Source organism: Providencia sp. PROV080 (genome assembly GCF_033688105.1).
In the GTDB taxonomy this organism is placed as follows: Bacteria; Pseudomonadota; Gammaproteobacteria; order Enterobacterales; family Enterobacteriaceae; genus Providencia; species Providencia zhejiangensis.
In genome coordinates, this window is sequence record NZ_CP096346.1 from 3,953,970 (window position 1) to 3,970,829 (window position 16,860).

The following is a 16,860-nucleotide window of genomic DNA, read 5'->3' on the forward strand; positions in this document are numbered from 1 at the left end:
AGTGTTACCTTACTTCTTCTTAGCCTCTTTAGTACGCACGATTTCATCGGCGTAACGAACACCCTTGCCTTTGTAAGGCTCAGGACGACGGTAAGCACGCAGTTCTGCCGCGACTTGACCAATCACTTGCTTATCAGCACCTTTCAGTACGATTTCAGTTTGTGTTGGACATTCTGCAGTAATGCCTGCTGGCAGTGCGTGTTCAACCGGATGCGAGAAACCTAAAGACAAGCTAACTGCATTGCCTTTGATTGCTGCACGGTAACCAACACCGACTAGTTGAAGTTTTTTAGTGAAGCCTTCAGTAACACCAACAACCATTGAGTTAAGCAAAGAACGAGAAGTACCCGCCTGTGCCCAAGCATCAGCAAAACCTTCGCGTGGTGCGAAAGTTAAGCGGCCATCTTCATGTTTAACTTCAACCGCATTATGGATAGTACGAGTAAGCTCGCCGTTTTTACCCTTAATCGAAATAACCTGACCGTTGAGTTTTACCTCTACGCCGGCAGGAATGACGACGGGTGCTTTTGCCACACGAGACATTCTTTCCTCCCGAATTAAGCTACGTAGCAGAGAATCTCGCCACCAAGACCAGCTTGGCGAGCTGCACGATCAGTCATGACACCTTTAGAGGTAGAAACAACAGCGATGCCTAGGCCAGCCATAACTTGTGGCAGCTCATCTTTTTTCTTATAGATGCGCAGACTTGGGCGGCTTACACGCTGAATGCTTTCTACAACAGCCTTACCTTGGAAATAACGCAGAGTCAGTTCCAATTCTGGCTTGATGTCGCCTTCAATTTTAAAATCTTCAATATAACCTTCTTCCTTCAGCACTTTGGCAATTGCCACTTTCAGCTTGGAGGAAGGCATGGTGACCGCAACTTTGTTCGCGGCCTGACCGTTACGGATACGGGTCAGCATATCCGCGATGGGATCTTGCATGCTCATCTGTCTTTACTCCCGTGATTCAATATGGTGACAATTACCAACTAGCCTTTTTAAGGCCCGGGATTTCACCGCGCATAGCGGCTTCACGGACTTTAATACGGCTCAGACCAAATTTCCGCAGGAAACCGTGCGGACGCCCAGTTTGACGGCAGCGGTTACGCTGACGAGAAGGACTTGAATCACGTGGCAGTGTTTGCAGCTTGAGAACAGCGTCCCAGCGATCTTCATCAGATGCTTTTACATCAGAGATGATAGCTTTCAGCTCAACGCGCTTTGCGAAGAACTTATCAGCTAATTTAGCACGCTTAACATCACGCGCTTTCATAGATTTCTTAGCCATGAGTACCCTGCCTTACTTGCGGAACGGGAAGTTGAACGCTGCTAACAGTGCGCGACCTTCATCATCTGATTTCGCAGTCGTGGTGATAGTAATATCTAAACCACGTACACGATCCACTTTATCGTAATCGATTTCAGGGAAGATGATTTGTTCACGTACACCCATGCTGTAGTTACCGCGACCATCAAATGACTTAGCGGACAAGCCACGGAAGTCACGAATACGTGGTACAGCAATAGAAATCAGTCGCTCAAGGAACTCCCACATGCGTTCGCCACGCAGAGTTACTTTACAGCCGATTGGATAGCCCTGACGGATTTTGAAGCCTGCAACAGATTTGCGTGCTTTGGTGATCAGTGGTTTTTGACCAGAGATTGCTGCTAAGTCAGCTGCTGCATTATCCAGCAGTTTCTTATCAGCGATCGCTTCACCAACACCCATGTTCAGGGTGATCTTCTCGACCCGAGGGACTTGCATGACAGAATTGTAACCAAACTGAGTCATCAGTTGTTTAGTTACTTCGTCTTTATAGTAATCATGCAGTTTCGCCATCGTATACTCCAAAAATTACTTGATAGTTTCACTGTTAGACTTGAAGAAACGGACTTTTTTACCGTCTTCAAATCTAAAGCCTACACGGTCAGCCTTACCGGTTGCCTTGTTAAAGATTGCAACGTTAGAAACTTGAATAGCCGCTTCTTTTTCAACGATGCCACCTGGTTGGTTCAGAGCCGGGACAGGCTTCTGATGTTTCTTAACCAGATTGATACCTTCAACGATAACTTTACCAGAAGAAATAACCTGTTTTACTTTACCGCGCTTACCTTTATCTTTACCAGTCAGCACGATAACTTCGTCATCACGACGGATTTTCGCTGCCATAGTTCCGCTCCTTAGAGTACTTCAGGTGCCAGTGAAATAATTTTCATAAACTTCTCTGTACGAAGTTCACGAGTTACCGGCCCAAAAATACGCGTACCGACTACCTGCTCGCTGTTATTGTTTAAAATAACGCATGCATTACTATCGAAGCGAATGACAGAACCGTCCGGGCGACGTACACCCTTCTTGGTGCGCACCACTACCGCCTTCAGGACATCACCTTTTTTCACTTTACCGCGTGGAATTGCTTCTTTAACAGTAATTTTAATGATGTCGCCGACGCCTGCGTAGCGACGGTGCGAGCCACCTAGAACCTTGATACACATTACGCGACGTGCACCGGAGTTGTCGGCCACGTTCAGCATAGTCTGTTCTTGGATCATTTTAGTGCTCCGCTAAATGTCAACTACTACTGAGCCACTTCATTATTGAAGAGACCGTTCAATATACCCCATAATACGAGGGCGCGGCATTATAACACCACATCTTCGTTATGGACAGAAAAAAATAAACGGCCCAGTAAAAAAAGAGCCGTTTATTTATCAGAAGAAGCTATTCTATTACAGAATTGCTTTTTCAACAACGCGAACTAAGGCCCAAGACTTAGTCTTAGACAGTGGACGAGTTTGGCGGATTTCTACCACGTCACCGATACCACATTCATTGTTCTCGTCATGTACGTGCAATTTAGTCGTACGACGGATGAATTTACCATACAGAGGGTGCTTCACCATACGCTCGATAGCAACAACGATGGATTTCTCCATTTTATCGCTAACTACACGACCTTGCAGAGTACGGATTTTATCGCTCATTACGCACCTGCCTTCTCAGTCAGTAAAGTCTTCACACGTGCGATATCGCGACGCACTTGTTTCAACAGATGAGACTGTTGTAGCTGACCGCTTGCAGCCTGCATACGTAAATTGAATTGTTCACGCAGCAGATTCAGCAGTTCAGAATTCAGCTCTTCAACGCTTTTTTCGCGCAGCTCTTGTGCTTTCATTACATCACCGTCTTAGTTACAAAGGTGGTTTTGATAGGCAGTTTCGCTGCTGCCAGAGAGAATGCTTCACGAGCCAGCTCTTCAGGCACACCGTCCATTTCATACAGGACTTTACCAGGCTGGATCAAAGCAACCCAATATTCTACGTTACCTTTACCTTTACCCATACGAACTTCGAGTGGCTTTTCAGTAATTGGCTTATCTGGGAACACACGGATCCAGATTTTACCTTGACGCTTAACTGCACGGGTCATAGCACGACGTGCCGCTTCGATCTGACGAGCAGTCAGACGACCACGGCCCACAGCTTTAAGACCGAAAGTGCCGAAGCTAACATCCGTACCTTGTGCCAGACCACGGTTGCGGCCTTTATGCACTTTACGGAATTTTGTACGCTTTGGTTGTAACATCAGCGACTCTCCTTACTTGCGGCCTTTACGCTGCTGCTTTTTAGGTTGAGCAGCTGGTTTCTCAGCTTGTTCAACAGCAGCCATACCACCCAGAATCTCACCTTTGAAGATCCATACCTTAACGCCGAGAACACCATAAGTAGTGTGCGCTTCTGAAGTGTTGTAATCGATATCAGCACGTAGAGTGTGCAGTGGCACACGGCCTTCACGATACCACTCGGTACGAGCGATTTCAGCACCGCCTAAACGGCCACTGACTTCAACTTTGATACCTTTAGCGCCCAGACGCATTGCGTTCTGTACAGCACGTTTCATAGCACGACGGAACATAACACGACGTTCCAGCTGTGAAGCGATGCTATCAGCAACCAATTTAGCGTCTAGTTCTGGTTTACGAACTTCGGCGATATTGATTTGCGCAGGAACACCAGCGATATCCGCTACTGTTTTACGCAGTTTTTCTACGTCTTCACCTTTCTTACCGATAACGATACCTGGGCGAGCAGTGTGAATAGTCACACGGATGCTTTTTGCAGGACGCTCGATAACGATGCGTGAAATTGACGCTTTTGCCAATTCTTTGTTCAAGTACTGGCGTACTTTATAATCGCTGTCTAGGTTGTCAGCGAATTCATTAGTATTCGCGTACCAAGTAGAGTTCCAAGGTTTGACAATACCCAGGCGAATACCATTAGGATGTACTTTCTGACCCATTGCTAGTCTCCAGAGTCTCAGCGATCGGACACAACCACAGTAATGTGGCTGGTGCGCTTAAGAATACGATCTGCACGGCCTTTCGCACGCGGCATGATGCGTTTCATGGTTGGACCTTCGTCTACGAAAATTTTCGCAACTTTCAGGTCATCAATGTCAGCGCCATCGTTTTGCTCTGCGTTAGCAATTGCAGATTCAAGTACTTTCTTCACTAAACCAGCAGCTTTCTTGTTGGTATAGGTCAGAATTTCCAGAGCTTGCGACACTTTCTTACCGCGAATAAGGTCTGCAACTAAGCGAACCTTCTGGGCAGAAGAACGAGCGTGGCGATGCATAGCTAAAGTTTCCATCTCTTCCTCCTATCCTTAACGTTTCTTAGCTTTCTTATCAGCCGCGTGGCCGCGATAAGTGCGAGTCGGTGCGAATTCACCCAGTTTGTGACCAACCATTTCGTCGGTTACGAAAACTGGAACATGCTGACGACCATTATGGACAGCGATGGTCAATCCGATCATATTAGGAAAGATCGTTGAACGACGGGACCAAGTCTTGAGAGGCTTCTTGTCTCCGCTTTCCACCGCTTTCTCTACCTTCTTCAGCAAGTGCAGGTCAATAAAAGGACCTTTCTTGAGAGAACGTGGCATGGCTTATCCTCTAATTATTTTTTAGAACGATGACGTACGATGAATTGATCAGTACGCTTGTTGCTACGAGTTTTCTTACCTTTGGTCTGAACGCCCCATGGTGTTACAGGGTGTTTACCAAAGTTACGACCTTCACCACCACCATGTGGGTGATCAACTGGGTTCATCGCCGTACCACGAACAGTAGGACGAATACCACGCCAGCGGCTAGCACCAGCTTTACCCAGAACACGTAACATATGTTCAGCGTTACCAACTTCACCTAAAGTTGCACGGCAATCAGCCAGAACTTTACGCATTTCACCAGAGCGCAGACGTAGGGTGACATAAGCACCGTCACGAGCAACGATCTGAGCGTAAGTACCTGCTGAACGCGCTAACTGACCACCTTTACCTGGTTTCAGTTCGATGTTGTGAACTGTAGAACCAACAGGGATGTTGCGCATAGGCAGTGCGTTACCAGCTTTGATTGCTGAATCAACACCAGATTGAATCTGGTCACCAGCTTTCAGGCCTTTAGGTGCAAGAATATAACGACGTTCACCGTCTTTATATAGAACCAGTGCAATGTTCGCAGAACGGTTTGGATCATATTCCAAACGCTCAACAACAGCAGGGATACCATCTTTGTTGCGTTTAAAGTCAACCAGACGATAATGTTGCTTATGGCCACCACCAATGTGACGAGTGGTGATACGGCCATTGTTGTTGCGACCACCGGATTTGCTGTTTTTCTCTAACAGCGGAGCATAAGGTTTACCCTTATGCAGCTCAGGGTTAACCACTTTAACTACGTGGCGACGGCCCGGAGACGTAGGTTTACATTTAACAATTGCCATTGTTCTTTACTCCTCCGACTTACTCTGCGCCGCCAATGAAGTCCAGATTCTGGCCTTCTTTCAGCGTAACGTAAGCTTTTTTCCAGTCGCTACGACGACCGAAACGCTGACCGTGGCGTTTAGTTTTGCCTTTAACCAGCAAAGTGTTAACACCTTCAACTTCGACTTCAAACAGTTTCTGCACAGCAGCTTTGATTTCTGCTTTAGTCGCGTCTTTCGCAACTTTGAGAACGATGGTATTGCTTTTTTCCATCGCTGTAGAAGCTTTTTCAGATACGTGCGGCGCGCGCAGTACTTTTAGCAGACGTTCTTCACGGATCATGCCAGCATCTCCTCAACTTGCTTCACAGCATCAGCAGTCATAACCACTTTGTCGAAGGCGATTAAGCTAACTGGGTCGATACCCGCTGCATCACGAACGTCAACCTTGTACAGGTTACGTGCTGCTAAGAACAGATTCTCATCTAATTCAGCAGTGATGATCAGCACATCTTCCAGAGCCATATCTTTCAGTTTTTGTGCTAGCAACTTAGTTTTAGGTGCTTCAACAGAAAACTTCTCGACAACGATCAGACGATCTTGACGTACCAGTTCAGACAGGATGCTTTTCAGAGCACCACGGTACATCTTCTTATTAACTTTTTGACTGTGGTCCTGTGGTTTAGCAGCAAAGCTAACACCACCAGAGCGCCAAATTGGGCTCTTGATAGAACCAGAACGTGCGCGGCCTGTGCCTTTTTGACGCCATGGTTTTTTACCTGAACCAGAAACTTCAGCACGAGTTTTCTGAGCACGAGTACCTTGACGAGCACCAGCTGCATACGCAACAACTACTTGGTGAACAAGCGCTTCATTGAAATCACGCCCGAAGGTAGTTTCGGAAACAGTCAGCGCGCTTTGCGCGTCTTTCATTACCAATTCCATTCCTATCTCCTCGACGTTAAGCCTTGACAGCCGGTTTTACGATCAGGTTGCTACCAGTTGCTCCTGGAACAGCACCTTTGACCAGCAGCAGGTTGCGCTCAGCGTCAACACGTACTACATCTAAGCTCTGAACGGTTACACGCTCATTACCCAGTTGGCCTGCCATTTTCTTGCCTTTAAACACTTTGCCCGGAGTCTGGTTCTGACCGATAGAACCCGGAACACGGTGTGACAAGGAGTTACCGTGAGTCGCATCTTGAGTACGGAAATTCCAGCGCTTAACTGTGCCGGCAAAACCTTTACCTTTAGATGTACCAGTAACGTCGACTTTTTTAACGTCAGCGAAAATTTCAACGCTAATGCTTTGACCTACGTTAAACTCTGCACCTTCTTCAGTACGGAATTCACGTAGAATACGGCCAGCTTCAACGCCAGCTTTAGCGAAATGACCTGCTTCAGGCTTAGATACACGGTTCGCTTTTTTGCTACCAGTAGTCACCTGAATTGCATTGTAACCGTCAGTTTCTGCAGTTTTAACCTGAGTAACACGGTTATTTTCGATTTCGATAACAGTTACAGGGATAGAAACGCCATCTTCAGTGAAGATACGAGTCATACCCACTTTCTTACCGACTAAACCAATCATTGTTTCAACCTCTCAATCGTTCGACGACCTGATTAACCCAGGCTGATCTGCACGTCTACGCCGGCAGCCAGGTCCAGACGCATCAGAGCATCAACGGTCTTCTTGGTTGGCTCAACGATGTCAACCAGACGTTTGTGAGTGCGAATTTCGTACTGATCACGCGCATCTTTGTTAACGTGCGGAGAAATCAGAACGGTAAAACGCTCTTTACGTGTCGGCAGCGGGATAGGACCACGAACTTGCGCACCAGTGCGCTTAGCAGTCTCTACGATTTCCGCAGTTGATTGATCAATTAAACGATGATCAAAGGCTTTCAGGCGGATACGGATTCTTTGGTTCTGCATGAGACCAGAGCTCCAACTATTTTATAAACGTAAATAATTACTCCTCGCACCCATTTCGATTGATGGGGGAGTGTAATCGTTCTTTGATGTAACCCCCAAATCGGGAGTATTGTCTAAATGAGCAACAAATCGTTGACTCAATACTGACCTTTAAAACCTAAAAAATTAGAGATTACTAATCAGTAAGCCCGCGCATTATACGCAACTGAATCTTAAACGCAAGTAATCGTGGAAAATATGTGCGAATTTTTCTGATTTTTATCCCCCTTCCCTCTTTGCCGATAATAAAAAATGCCCCATCGCACAGTAAGCAAATGAGGCATTTTTGGAAAATGCATAATGTGAAGTTTGATTACTCTTCGATGATTTGAGCTTGCGTATAGTTTTGAATCCCCATACGTTTAATTAAATCGAGCTGAGTCTCAATCCAATCAATATGGTTCTCTTCATCTGCTAAGATTTCAATCATTAAGTCACGACTAACATAGTCATGGATGGAATCAGCATAACTGATCGCTTCTTTCAGATTTTTAGCACCATCTAATTCGAGTTTGAGATCTGAGGCCAACATTTCTTCAACATCTTCACCAATGTTCAGTTTACCCAGATCTTGTAGGTTAGGTATTCCTTCAAGAAATAATATACGCTCAATATATTTATCTGCATGCTTCATTTCATCAATTGATTCATGGTATTCCACTTCGTTGAGGCGGGTTAATCCCCAATTTTTGAACATACGGGCATGAAGAAAATATTGATTAATTGCTACTAATTCATTGCCCAACAGTTTGTTTAAATGGGCTATCATTTTTTTATCGCCTTTCATTTTTAATCCTCCATCGCTTCCAGTCTTTAAAGTGTAGTACTGAAATTCGATGAATGAGTAATTTTATCTGCAAGATTTAAAATGAAAGTTACTTATTAATGAATGAGTTAAATGATTCTTATTTCGATTAAGCGACTTCAGCAATGTGTAGCTGGCCGATATGTATTAGCTCTTCATTCATAATTTCACGTGTTTGCCTAATACATTTGCCACACTCACGACCAATGGGAAGAATTTGGCGCAAACCTTTTAAGGATGCCACATGATGCTGACGTACGGCATTCCTAATTTGTTTGTCGGTAATAGCTTCACAAAGACATACGTACATAACAACTACCTGTATAAATCACATACAGGCAGTTTAAATAATAATGATTACCATTTCAATTATCATTATTGTTAATTTACATTTCCCTCGCTAAGCGGTGAAGCCTCCATCAACCAGATATGAAGCACCTGTGACAAAAGAGGCTGCATCACTCGCTAAAAATGCAACAACATTAGCGACTTCTTCTGGCGTACCTATTCTTTTCATCGGATGAAGCTCTGCTAATTTTTGCTTATCTAAATGACGTCCATCTAACAAAGGAGTATCAATATAACCAGGACAAACGGCATTCACACGAATATTGTGGATCGCATAATCTATGGCTAATGTTTGCGTTAACAACTTTACTCCCCCTTTTGAGGCACAATATCCAGAAAATTCATGCTGACCAACAAAAGAGCAAATCGAACTACAGTTAACAATGGCTCCTTTTTGCTTATTTTCTAACCAATATTGAATCACTGCCTGATTGATCAAAAAAACACCATTCAAATTAACATCAATGAGACGCTTCCATTGCTCATACGCTAATTTATCCGCAGCACTATCAGTCAGAACCCCTGCATTTGCGAATAAAAAATCAATCGTGCCATATTCTTTCACTACAAACTGTACCAATTGTTGGTTATCTTTTTCGCTAGCAGCATCCATTTGTATAAACTTTATCGGGTACCCTTTTTCCTGTAATTTCTTTTCAGCATTCTGACCACGAACTACGTTAGTCCCCGTTATCACAACTGATGCCCCTAGCGCTAAAAACTTTTTTGCCGCCGCTAAACCAATTCCACTATTACCGCCAGTAATGATACCGACCTTATTTTCAAACGAAATCATAGTTAGCTTCCTTATTTTGACATCAACTATTAAATAATAGGCGCTGTGCCTTATCTTTTTAGAAAGCACTCAGATTAATGTTTGTTCTGTGATCGATTTAACGCGTTGATATGTAATGAATAAATTAAAATATCACTCATTATTATAATATCTAGAGGAACAGTTTTATTTGTAATTGTTCGAAGTGAAATGAAAGTGAGAGAGTTAAAATAGGGAATAGAGCGTTGAAATGCAAAAGGGCATCTTAATGATGCCCTTTTTACTAAAGTGGGTTGTTATTATGCAATGATTTTTGCAACAACACCCGCACCTACAGTACGGCCACCTTCACGGATTGCGAAACGCAAACCATCATCCATCGCGATTGGGTGGATCAGGGTAACTTTCATGTTGATGTTGTCACCTGGCATTACCATCTCTACGCCTTCTGGCAGTTCGATAGTACCGGTTACGTCAGTTGTACGGAAGTAGAACTGTGGACGGTAGCCTTTGAAGAATGGAGTGTGACGACCACCTTCATCTTTGCTCAGGATATAAACTTCTGATTCGAAAGTAGTGTGTGGCTTGATTGAACCTGGTTTCGCCAGAACTTGACCACGTTCGATTTCTTCACGCTTAGTACCACGCAGAAGAACACCAACGTTCTCACCTGCACGACCTTCGTCTAGAAGCTTACGGAACATTTCAACACCAGTACAAGTGGTTTTCGCGGTCTCTTTGATACCAACGATTTCAACTTCTTCACCCACTTTGATGATACCACGCTCAACACGGCCTGTTACTACTGTACCACGACCAGAGATTGAGAATACGTCTTCGATTGGCAGCAGGAATGGCTTGTCAATTGCACGCTCTGGCTCTGGAATGTAGCTGTCCAGTGCTTCTGCTAATTCAACAATTTTCGCTTCCCACTCTGGGTTGCCTTCCAGCGCTTTCAGAGCTGAACCACGGATAACTGGAGTGTCATCGCCTGGGAAATCGTACTGAGACAGAAGCTCACGAACTTCCATTTCAACTAGCTCTAACAGCTCTTCGTCGTCTACCATGTCACATTTGTTCAGGAAAACGATGATGTAAGGAACACCAACCTGACGACCTAACAGGATGTGCTCACGAGTTTGTGGCATTGGGCCATCAGTTGCAGCAACAACCAGGATTGCACCATCCATCTGCGCAGCACCGGTGATCATGTTTTTAACATAGTCGGCGTGTCCTGGGCAGTCTACGTGTGCGTAGTGGCGAGTTGGTGTATCGTACTCTACGTGAGAAGTAGAGATGGTGATACCACGCGCTTTTTCTTCTGGTGCGTTATCGATTTGATCGAATGCACGAGCGCTACCGCCGTAAGTTTTTGCCAGAACAGTAGTGATTGCTGCTGTCAGGGTAGTTTTACCGTGGTCAACGTGGCCGATTGTACCAACGTTAACGTGCGGTTTTGAACGTTCAAATTTTTCTTTAGACATTAGATTGTCCCTCTAAGACACGGAATCGGTGGCTACACCACATCAACCAAGCAGTTAAGATTCTATTTGCTTGCTTTTTACAGGAGACAAATCAGGGAGATATTTGAGAACATAAGGGAAGTGGTGCTGATAGGCAGATTCGAACTGCCGACCTCACCCTTACCAAGGGTGTGCTCTACCAACTGAGCCATATCAGCACATCTTGGAGCGGGCAGCGGGAATCGAACCCGCATCATCAGCTTGGAAGGCTGAGGTAATAGCCATTATACGATGCCCGCAATGAACTCGGCTACCTGAGTTATCAGCTGCTAAACTGTTCCTTAAAGTTTCCTCTTGGGAAGCTTCTTGGAGATGGTGGTGGGAGAAGGATTCGAACCTTCGAAGTCGATGACGGCAGATTTACAGTCTGCTCCCTTTGGCCGCTTGGGTATCCCACCTATCCAAATTGTTAATTGGTGCCGGCACCAAGAGTCGAACTCGGGACCTACTGATTACAAGTCAGTTGCTCTACCAACTGAGCTATGCCGGCATCAAGTGCTGCGCATTCTAGGAAGAGTGAGCGCGACTTGCAACAAAAAAATTTAATTTTTTGTTCGCTTGCTCACATTTTATTCGTTTTTTGTGATTTTGATGCTTTTTTCGCTACATTCAGCTTAAAACATCTACAGCGAATTGCTACTATAATCTAGGATTATTTAATCAGTAAAGTGTCTTGGCACCATAAAAAAATGGTGAACTCATTTTTTAAAATTAAAAATGACGTTTTTTGTCTGTTTAGAGACCATGTCTATCGCTGTTTTTTTCAGCAGTTAATGATATTTTTACAGCCTCCGTCAAAAAAAATTCATATAAAACATAAAAAGTTCTACGCCTACTATCTTTCACTCGCTATGATGCAACTTAATTTTACGGATACGGGTGTTTAGGCAACCTGTCCAACCTGCATAGAATAGGCAGATGTTGGTTTATGAAACAGACAGAGAATTTAATTACTACACCATACTTAGAGTTTGATCGAGAACATTGGGCTACATTACGTGATTCAGTGCCATTAACATTAACACCAAGTGAGCTTTCTGAGCTGAAAGGCATTAATGAAGAACTCTCCATGGAAGATGTTATTGAGATCTATCTACCATTGTCTCGTTTACTCAATTTCTATATTAGCTCTAATTTACGTCGCCAAGCTGTGTTAGAACAATTTCTTGGTACCAATGGCGCTAAGGTTCCATACATTATAGGGATTGCTGGAAGTGTTGCTGTCGGTAAAAGCACGACGGCTCGCTTATTACAGGCGCTGTTGACTCGCTGGCCTGAGCATCGAAAAGTTGATTTAATCACAACGGATGGTTTTTTATATCCGAACCAAGTTTTAAAAGATCGTAATATCATGAAGAAAAAAGGTTTCCCTCAATCTTATGATATGCGTAGGTTGGTTAACTTTGTCTCACAAATAAAGTCAGGCGCCCGCAATGTTGTTGCACCAGTATACTCGCACCTCACTTATGACATCGTTCCCGACCAACAACAAGTCATTGATCAACCTGATATATTGATTTTAGAAGGCTTGAACGTGTTACAAAGCGATATGGACTACCCACATGACCCTCACCATGTGTTTGTATCCGATTTTGTTGACTTCTCTATCTATGTCGATGCGAACCCTGAACTATTAAAACAGTGGTATGTGGGGAGATTCTTAAAATTTCGCCAAGGCGCATTCTCAGATCCTGATTCTTATTTTCACAATTACTCTAAATTGAGTGAAGAAGAAGCCGTTAATATCGCTGGCGCTATTTGGGATGAAATTAATGGACTCAATCTCAAAGAAAATATTTTGCCGACAAAAGAACGTGCTAGCCTCATCATGACTAAGGGTGAAAACCATTCCATTCAGAGTGTTCGGTTAAGAAAATAATAACAGCAAGCCGGCTAAAAACCGGCTGTTATTTATTCACTGATAATTTCCAACGGTATTTAAAATACGCTGTTCGTATCATTACTGGAGGCCAAATACCAATGTAGTACCGTGGGCGTTATCGCTCGACAGATAGCCTACACCGATTTTCATTTTCATATCATAACCATAAATTTTCAGCGGTGTTTCAACTGCAACTTCAGTACTGTTAATAAATCCAAAAGATAAGTCACGATAACCTTTACCATAAAAACCGCCAATTCGATTGGACAGCAATAGGTCAAAATCCTTTTCCATAATATTCAAGGCATCCGAAACTAAATAACTTGCTCCGGTTGACCATGTTCCTGCATTATCATCAACTTTAACGCCGCTTTTATTATTATCAATACCGGTTAACACCATATATGAAATGCGGCTATGGAATGTGAGCTCATCATTATTATCAAAGGCTTTTTTAAATTTCGCACCGATTTCAGGCGCAAAATGTAAGGTATTAACATCCCAATCAAGTAGCCCATTATCGGTGAGGCCCTCTTTTACTTCTTGACTTCCTCGAACCTTAGAATTATTCACCATTTTTGAATAACCTAAATCAACCGCCCCTTCTAGGGTTACATATTGATTTAATTTGTAATCCACTTTTGGGGTAACCATTACATTGAATATATCCCAGCGCCCATAATAAATATCGTTATCGTCATTGATACTAATCGGGTCTAAGCGAACTTTAAGATAACTTCCTTTTAGTCCGAGAGAGAATGCATAATCTTCATACTGATACAAATTTTCAAATACATATGGCAAAATATATTTGTTGTAATCAACCCCTTCAGAATGCAGCGTAGATGCGCTGATATCATTGCTTGATGATAAGGTTAAAAGTTTAGAGTATCCGGAAGTTAAGTCATCAGCATAAGTTAAATTTGCATTATGTACTAACACTAAAAATAAAGCTGTTTGTTGTATTCTTTTCATCATGTTCGCATTAACTGTATGATTTAAATAATTTATAATAAGTGTAGATTATTAATTATTTATTTCTAACAATAAAATATTGTCGCCCTTAATAATATTTTTTCTGTTTTACTCGATATCAACTGATTTAAATACCTTTATTGCACTACCAAAAAATATACCTAAAATCAGTCGATATATATTAAACACTTCGTTATATTTCATTCGCTCTTAATGAAATTTCACCGCCAATATATGGAATAATATCACCATTATCATGTTGCAATAAAAGAGCACCTTGCTGATCAATCCCCTTTTCAATCCCAGTGATAATTTTATCTCCAATCAATAACTTAACCTTTCTTCCTAAGAAATTATCAAGCTCAAACCAGCTCTCTAAAAATGGGGCTAAACCTTCTTTTTCAAATAAGATTAATGCTTCTTTTAATGCATTAATAATACTTGCTGATAATTCGTTTCTTTCAATATTTTCAACTTCGTCTACCAATGATGCCCATTCTTGGTTGATGGATTTTTCTTTATCAATATTTTTTTTCTCCATACCAATATTAATGCCAATACCAATAATAATATGTGCCGCATCACCTGTTTTACCTGTTAATTCAACAAGTATTCCTGCTAATTTTTTATCATTAAGGTAAAGGTCATTAGGCCATTTAACCTTAACTTTGCCTTTGCTAATTTTGTTTAACGTTTTCGCAATGACGATACCCACAACTAAACTAAGACCTACCGCCGCCGCCGGCCCTTGGTCAAGTTTCCAATACATGGATAAATATAGATTACAGCCAAATGGAGAAACCCACTGTCGCCCTCTACGGCCTCTTCCAGCACTTTGATATTCCGCTAGACATGTATCACCAGACTGTAAGCTAGGAATTCTATCCAGCATATACTGATTTGTTGAATCAATGACAGGTTCGACGATCACATGACTCCCCTGAACCTGCTTTCTAATTACTTCACCATTCAACAAATTAACTGAATAAGGTAATTTATAGCCTTTTCCGGTAATTGTTTGTACCTGAATACCCCATGAACGTAGCGTTTTAATGTGCTTATTGATACCCGCTCTTGTCATACCAATTTTATCACCCAGTTGTTGTCCAGAGTGAATTTGGGCATCCGATAAAAGCTCAATCAATTGTAATGGTATGCTAGTTTCTTTCATAAAATACAATCCATTGGGTTAATTTCACCATTTTTGCCAATAAATCTCACTTCAGGCTCAAGCATAATACCAAAATGTGAATGTACCGTTTGGCTAATATGTCTAGCGAGATTAACAACATCATTCCCTGTCGCTTGATTTTTATTAATTATCACTAAAGCTTGCCGTGTATGAACTGCCGCTCCGCCCAATTCATAACCTTTCAGACCACACTGATCTATCAGCCATCCTGCGGCAACTTTGACTGAACCATCTTCCTGAAGATATTGTGGACATGTGGGGTAAAGCTGCTTTATTTGCTGTGCTTTATCTGCCGAGATAATCGGGTTTTTAAAAAAGCTACCCGCATTTCCTGTAATAGCAGGGTCGGGTAATTTCATTTTTCGTGTATTACATACAGAGTCAAAAACTTGCTGTGGTGTGACTGTTTCAGGATCTAACAGCGCCAAATCGCCATAAGTGAGTTTTGGAGTCCATTGTTTAGAAAGTTTAAACCCAACACCAATAATAATGTAATCATCCTGATATTCATGCTTAAAGATACTATCACGATAACCAAAACGACATTCTTCAGCTTGGATCCTCACCGTTTCACCTGTTATCAGATGCAACATATCCACATACTCACATATATCCTTTAGCTCAACGCCATAAGCGCCTATATTTTGTATTGGCGCAGATCCTACACAGCCAGGTATTAATGCTAAGTTTTCAGCTCCATTAATACCGTTATTCATTAAATATTCAATAAATTGATGCCAGTTTTCACCTGCTGCTGAATATACCTGCCAATCATCAGCTGTTTCAGTTACATTGATCCCTTTAATGCGATTTAAAATAACTACGCCATCAAAATTATCGATAAATAAAACATTACTACCGCCACCAAGAATCAAAACAGGTAACTGCTGTTTTTTTGCTTCAAGCCATTGCTGATAAATAGCTTCCGCTGATTCAGCAATACAAATGGACTTTGCTGTTGCATCAATACCAAAACTATTAAATGGTTTTAATTCAAGGGATGGGTTCATTGCAGCCTTCGATAAACAATAAATAAAGATAAGACAAGTCTATCAGGCCGACCAACGAGAATCATTAAATAATGAAGCGACATTGATGATATTAAGAGTATTACTTTAAAACAGTAAAAATCGAAACAATATATCAAAGGTTGTGGGAGCTTTTGCAAACGCTAAATAGCAAAAAGCCACCGATTAAGGTGGCTTTTTTATGTTTAAAACCTAGCAGTTCCCTACTCTCACATGGGGAGACCCCACACTACCATCGGCGCTACGGCGTTTCACTACTGAGTTCGGCATGGGGTCAGGTGGGACCACCGCGCTATTGCCGCTAGGTAAATTCTTTTTAAATGCCGATAATTCATGGTGCTGATACCCAGATTCGAACTGGGGACCTCACCCTTACCAAGGGTGTGCTCTACCAACTGAGCCATATCAGCAATATGGTGCGGTCAGTCAGTACTGACACAACCTTTAAAATTGATGTCTGGCAGTTCCCTACTCTCACATGGGGAGACCCCACACTACCATCGGCGCTACGGCGTTTCACTGCTGAGTTCGGCATGGGGTCAGGTGGGACCACCGCGCTATTGCCGCCAGACAAATTCGGTTTTTGTTCCCGTC

General features: G+C 42.7%; 25 protein-coding genes, 5 tRNA genes and 2 rRNA genes. 1 reads left to right on the forward strand and 31 read right to left on the reverse strand.

Annotated elements, in window-relative coordinates; genetic code table 11:
• Positions 1-9: 9 nt before the first annotated feature.
• The 25 genes from rplF to M1F03_RS17980 form a co-directional block, all read right to left on the reverse strand.
• Entirely contained in the window at positions 10-543 is a 534-nt protein-coding gene (gene rplF, locus M1F03_RS17860; RefSeq protein WP_154624953.1) for a 50S ribosomal protein L6, read from the reverse strand.
• A 14-nt stretch (positions 544-557) separates the two neighbouring features.
• Positions 558-950, reverse strand: a complete 393-nt coding sequence (gene rpsH / locus M1F03_RS17865; protein WP_004907134.1) for a 30S ribosomal protein S8 — start codon at positions 948-950, stop codon at positions 558-560.
• Between the two features lie 34 nt (positions 951-984).
• A complete protein-coding gene (gene rpsN, locus M1F03_RS17870) occupies positions 985-1,290 on the reverse strand; it encodes a 30S ribosomal protein S14 (protein WP_154624954.1) in 306 nt (101 codons plus the stop codon).
• 12 nt (positions 1,291-1,302) lie between these two features.
• Positions 1,303-1,842 (reverse strand): 50S ribosomal protein L5, encoded by a 540-nt coding sequence (gene rplE, locus M1F03_RS17875; RefSeq protein WP_070928791.1) that lies wholly within the window; start codon positions 1,840-1,842, stop codon positions 1,303-1,305.
• A 15-nt stretch (positions 1,843-1,857) separates the two neighbouring features.
• Positions 1,858-2,172, reverse strand: a complete 315-nt coding sequence (gene rplX, locus M1F03_RS17880; RefSeq protein ID WP_154624955.1) for a 50S ribosomal protein L24 — start codon at positions 2,170-2,172, stop codon at positions 1,858-1,860.
• Positions 2,173-2,183: 11 nt separating this feature from the next.
• Complete coding sequence (gene rplN, locus M1F03_RS17885) at positions 2,184-2,555, reverse strand: 50S ribosomal protein L14 (protein ID WP_004926446.1); 372 nt, start codon at positions 2,553-2,555, stop codon at positions 2,184-2,186.
• A 177-nt stretch (positions 2,556-2,732) separates the two neighbouring features.
• The gene (gene rpsQ, locus M1F03_RS17890) at positions 2,733-2,987 is read right to left on the reverse strand and encodes a 30S ribosomal protein S17 (protein ID WP_154624956.1); all 255 of its coding nucleotides are present in this window, start codon (positions 2,985-2,987) and stop codon (positions 2,733-2,735) included.
• Positions 2,987-3,178 carry a 50S ribosomal protein L29 gene (rpmC, locus tag M1F03_RS17895; protein ID WP_008913885.1) on the reverse strand — a complete coding sequence of 64 codons (192 nt, stop codon included), beginning with the start codon at positions 3,176-3,178 and terminating at the stop codon, positions 2,987-2,989. Before rpmC ends, rpsQ begins: the two co-directional genes overlap by 1 nt.
• On the reverse strand, positions 3,178-3,588 hold the full coding sequence (rplP, locus tag M1F03_RS17900; RefSeq protein WP_004926449.1) for a 50S ribosomal protein L16: 411 nt from the start codon (positions 3,586-3,588) through the stop codon (positions 3,178-3,180). Before rplP ends, rpmC begins: the two co-directional genes overlap by 1 nt.
• A gap of 12 nt (positions 3,589-3,600) precedes the next feature.
• Positions 3,601-4,302, reverse strand: a complete 702-nt coding sequence (rpsC, locus tag M1F03_RS17905) for a 30S ribosomal protein S3 (protein WP_004926451.1) — start codon at positions 4,300-4,302, stop codon at positions 3,601-3,603.
• Between the two features lie 17 nt (positions 4,303-4,319).
• Entirely contained in the window at positions 4,320-4,652 is a 333-nt protein-coding gene (rplV, locus tag M1F03_RS17910; protein ID WP_004265430.1) for a 50S ribosomal protein L22, read from the reverse strand.
• A 15-nt stretch (positions 4,653-4,667) separates the two neighbouring features.
• The gene (rpsS, locus tag M1F03_RS17915; RefSeq protein WP_004265426.1) at positions 4,668-4,946 is read right to left on the reverse strand and encodes a 30S ribosomal protein S19; all 279 of its coding nucleotides are present in this window, start codon (positions 4,944-4,946) and stop codon (positions 4,668-4,670) included.
• Between the two features lie 14 nt (positions 4,947-4,960).
• Positions 4,961-5,785, reverse strand: coding sequence for a 50S ribosomal protein L2 (gene rplB / locus M1F03_RS17920; protein WP_070928794.1), 825 nt, complete (start codon positions 5,783-5,785; stop codon positions 4,961-4,963).
• Positions 5,786-5,804: 19 nt separating this feature from the next.
• Complete coding sequence (gene rplW, locus M1F03_RS17925) at positions 5,805-6,107, reverse strand: 50S ribosomal protein L23 (protein ID WP_004926456.1); 303 nt, start codon at positions 6,105-6,107, stop codon at positions 5,805-5,807.
• Positions 6,104-6,709, reverse strand: coding sequence for a 50S ribosomal protein L4 (gene rplD, locus M1F03_RS17930; RefSeq protein WP_004926458.1), 606 nt, complete (start codon positions 6,707-6,709; stop codon positions 6,104-6,106). The genes rplW and rplD overlap by 4 nt, the downstream gene beginning before the upstream one ends.
• Before the next feature lie 16 nt (positions 6,710-6,725).
• Entirely contained in the window at positions 6,726-7,355 is a 630-nt protein-coding gene (rplC, locus tag M1F03_RS17935; protein ID WP_154624957.1) for a 50S ribosomal protein L3, read from the reverse strand.
• 32 nt (positions 7,356-7,387) lie between these two features.
• On the reverse strand, positions 7,388-7,699 hold the full coding sequence (rpsJ, locus tag M1F03_RS17940; RefSeq protein ID WP_318840034.1) for a 30S ribosomal protein S10: 312 nt from the start codon (positions 7,697-7,699) through the stop codon (positions 7,388-7,390).
• 352 nt (positions 7,700-8,051) lie between these two features.
• Complete coding sequence (bfr, locus tag M1F03_RS17945) at positions 8,052-8,525, reverse strand: bacterioferritin (RefSeq protein ID WP_154624958.1); 474 nt, start codon at positions 8,523-8,525, stop codon at positions 8,052-8,054.
• 127 nt (positions 8,526-8,652) lie between these two features.
• Entirely contained in the window at positions 8,653-8,853 is a 201-nt protein-coding gene (bfd, locus tag M1F03_RS17950) for a bacterioferritin-associated ferredoxin (protein WP_154624959.1), read from the reverse strand.
• Between the two features lie 90 nt (positions 8,854-8,943).
• The gene (locus M1F03_RS17955; protein ID WP_251464779.1) at positions 8,944-9,687 is read right to left on the reverse strand and encodes an SDR family NAD(P)-dependent oxidoreductase; all 744 of its coding nucleotides are present in this window, start codon (positions 9,685-9,687) and stop codon (positions 8,944-8,946) included.
• 278 nt (positions 9,688-9,965) lie between these two features.
• Complete coding sequence (tuf, locus tag M1F03_RS17960; RefSeq protein WP_154624778.1) at positions 9,966-11,150, reverse strand: elongation factor Tu; 1,185 nt, start codon at positions 11,148-11,150, stop codon at positions 9,966-9,968.
• A gap of 121 nt (positions 11,151-11,271) precedes the next feature.
• Positions 11,272-11,347, reverse strand: a tRNA-Thr gene (locus M1F03_RS17965).
• 6 nt (positions 11,348-11,353) lie between these two features.
• Positions 11,354-11,428: transfer RNA gene (locus tag M1F03_RS17970), tRNA-Gly, on the reverse strand.
• 74 nt (positions 11,429-11,502) lie between these two features.
• Positions 11,503-11,587, reverse strand: a tRNA-Tyr gene (locus M1F03_RS17975).
• A 16-nt stretch (positions 11,588-11,603) separates the two neighbouring features.
• Positions 11,604-11,679 (reverse strand) — tRNA-Thr (locus M1F03_RS17980).
• A 438-nt stretch (positions 11,680-12,117) separates the two neighbouring features.
• On the opposite strand from M1F03_RS17980, the gene coaA reads away from it, so the two are divergent.
• Positions 12,118-13,068: a type I pantothenate kinase gene (gene coaA, locus M1F03_RS17985; protein ID WP_154624779.1), complete on the forward strand. Its 951-nt coding sequence runs from the start codon at positions 12,118-12,120 to the stop codon at positions 13,066-13,068.
• Between the two features lie 81 nt (positions 13,069-13,149).
• Here the strand turns inward: coaA and M1F03_RS17990 are convergent, their stop codons facing one another.
• The 6 genes from M1F03_RS17990 to rrf (M1F03_RS18015) form a co-directional block, all read right to left on the reverse strand.
• Positions 13,150-14,046, reverse strand: coding sequence for a hypothetical protein (locus M1F03_RS17990; protein ID WP_318840035.1), 897 nt, complete (start codon positions 14,044-14,046; stop codon positions 13,150-13,152).
• A gap of 193 nt (positions 14,047-14,239) precedes the next feature.
• A complete protein-coding gene (birA, locus tag M1F03_RS17995) occupies positions 14,240-15,217 on the reverse strand; it encodes a bifunctional biotin--[acetyl-CoA-carboxylase] ligase/biotin operon repressor BirA (RefSeq protein WP_163863319.1) in 978 nt (325 codons plus the stop codon).
• Complete coding sequence (murB, locus tag M1F03_RS18000; RefSeq protein WP_154624963.1) at positions 15,214-16,248, reverse strand: UDP-N-acetylmuramate dehydrogenase; 1,035 nt, start codon at positions 16,246-16,248, stop codon at positions 15,214-15,216. The genes birA and murB overlap by 4 nt, the downstream gene beginning before the upstream one ends.
• Positions 16,249-16,456: 208 nt before the next feature.
• Positions 16,457-16,572, reverse strand: a 5S ribosomal RNA gene (rrf, locus tag M1F03_RS18005).
• Between the two features lie 28 nt (positions 16,573-16,600).
• A tRNA-Thr gene (locus tag M1F03_RS18010) sits at positions 16,601-16,676 on the reverse strand.
• Positions 16,677-16,721: 45 nt separating this feature from the next.
• Positions 16,722-16,837, reverse strand: a 5S ribosomal RNA gene (rrf, locus tag M1F03_RS18015).
• Positions 16,838-16,860: the final 23 nt, after the last annotated feature.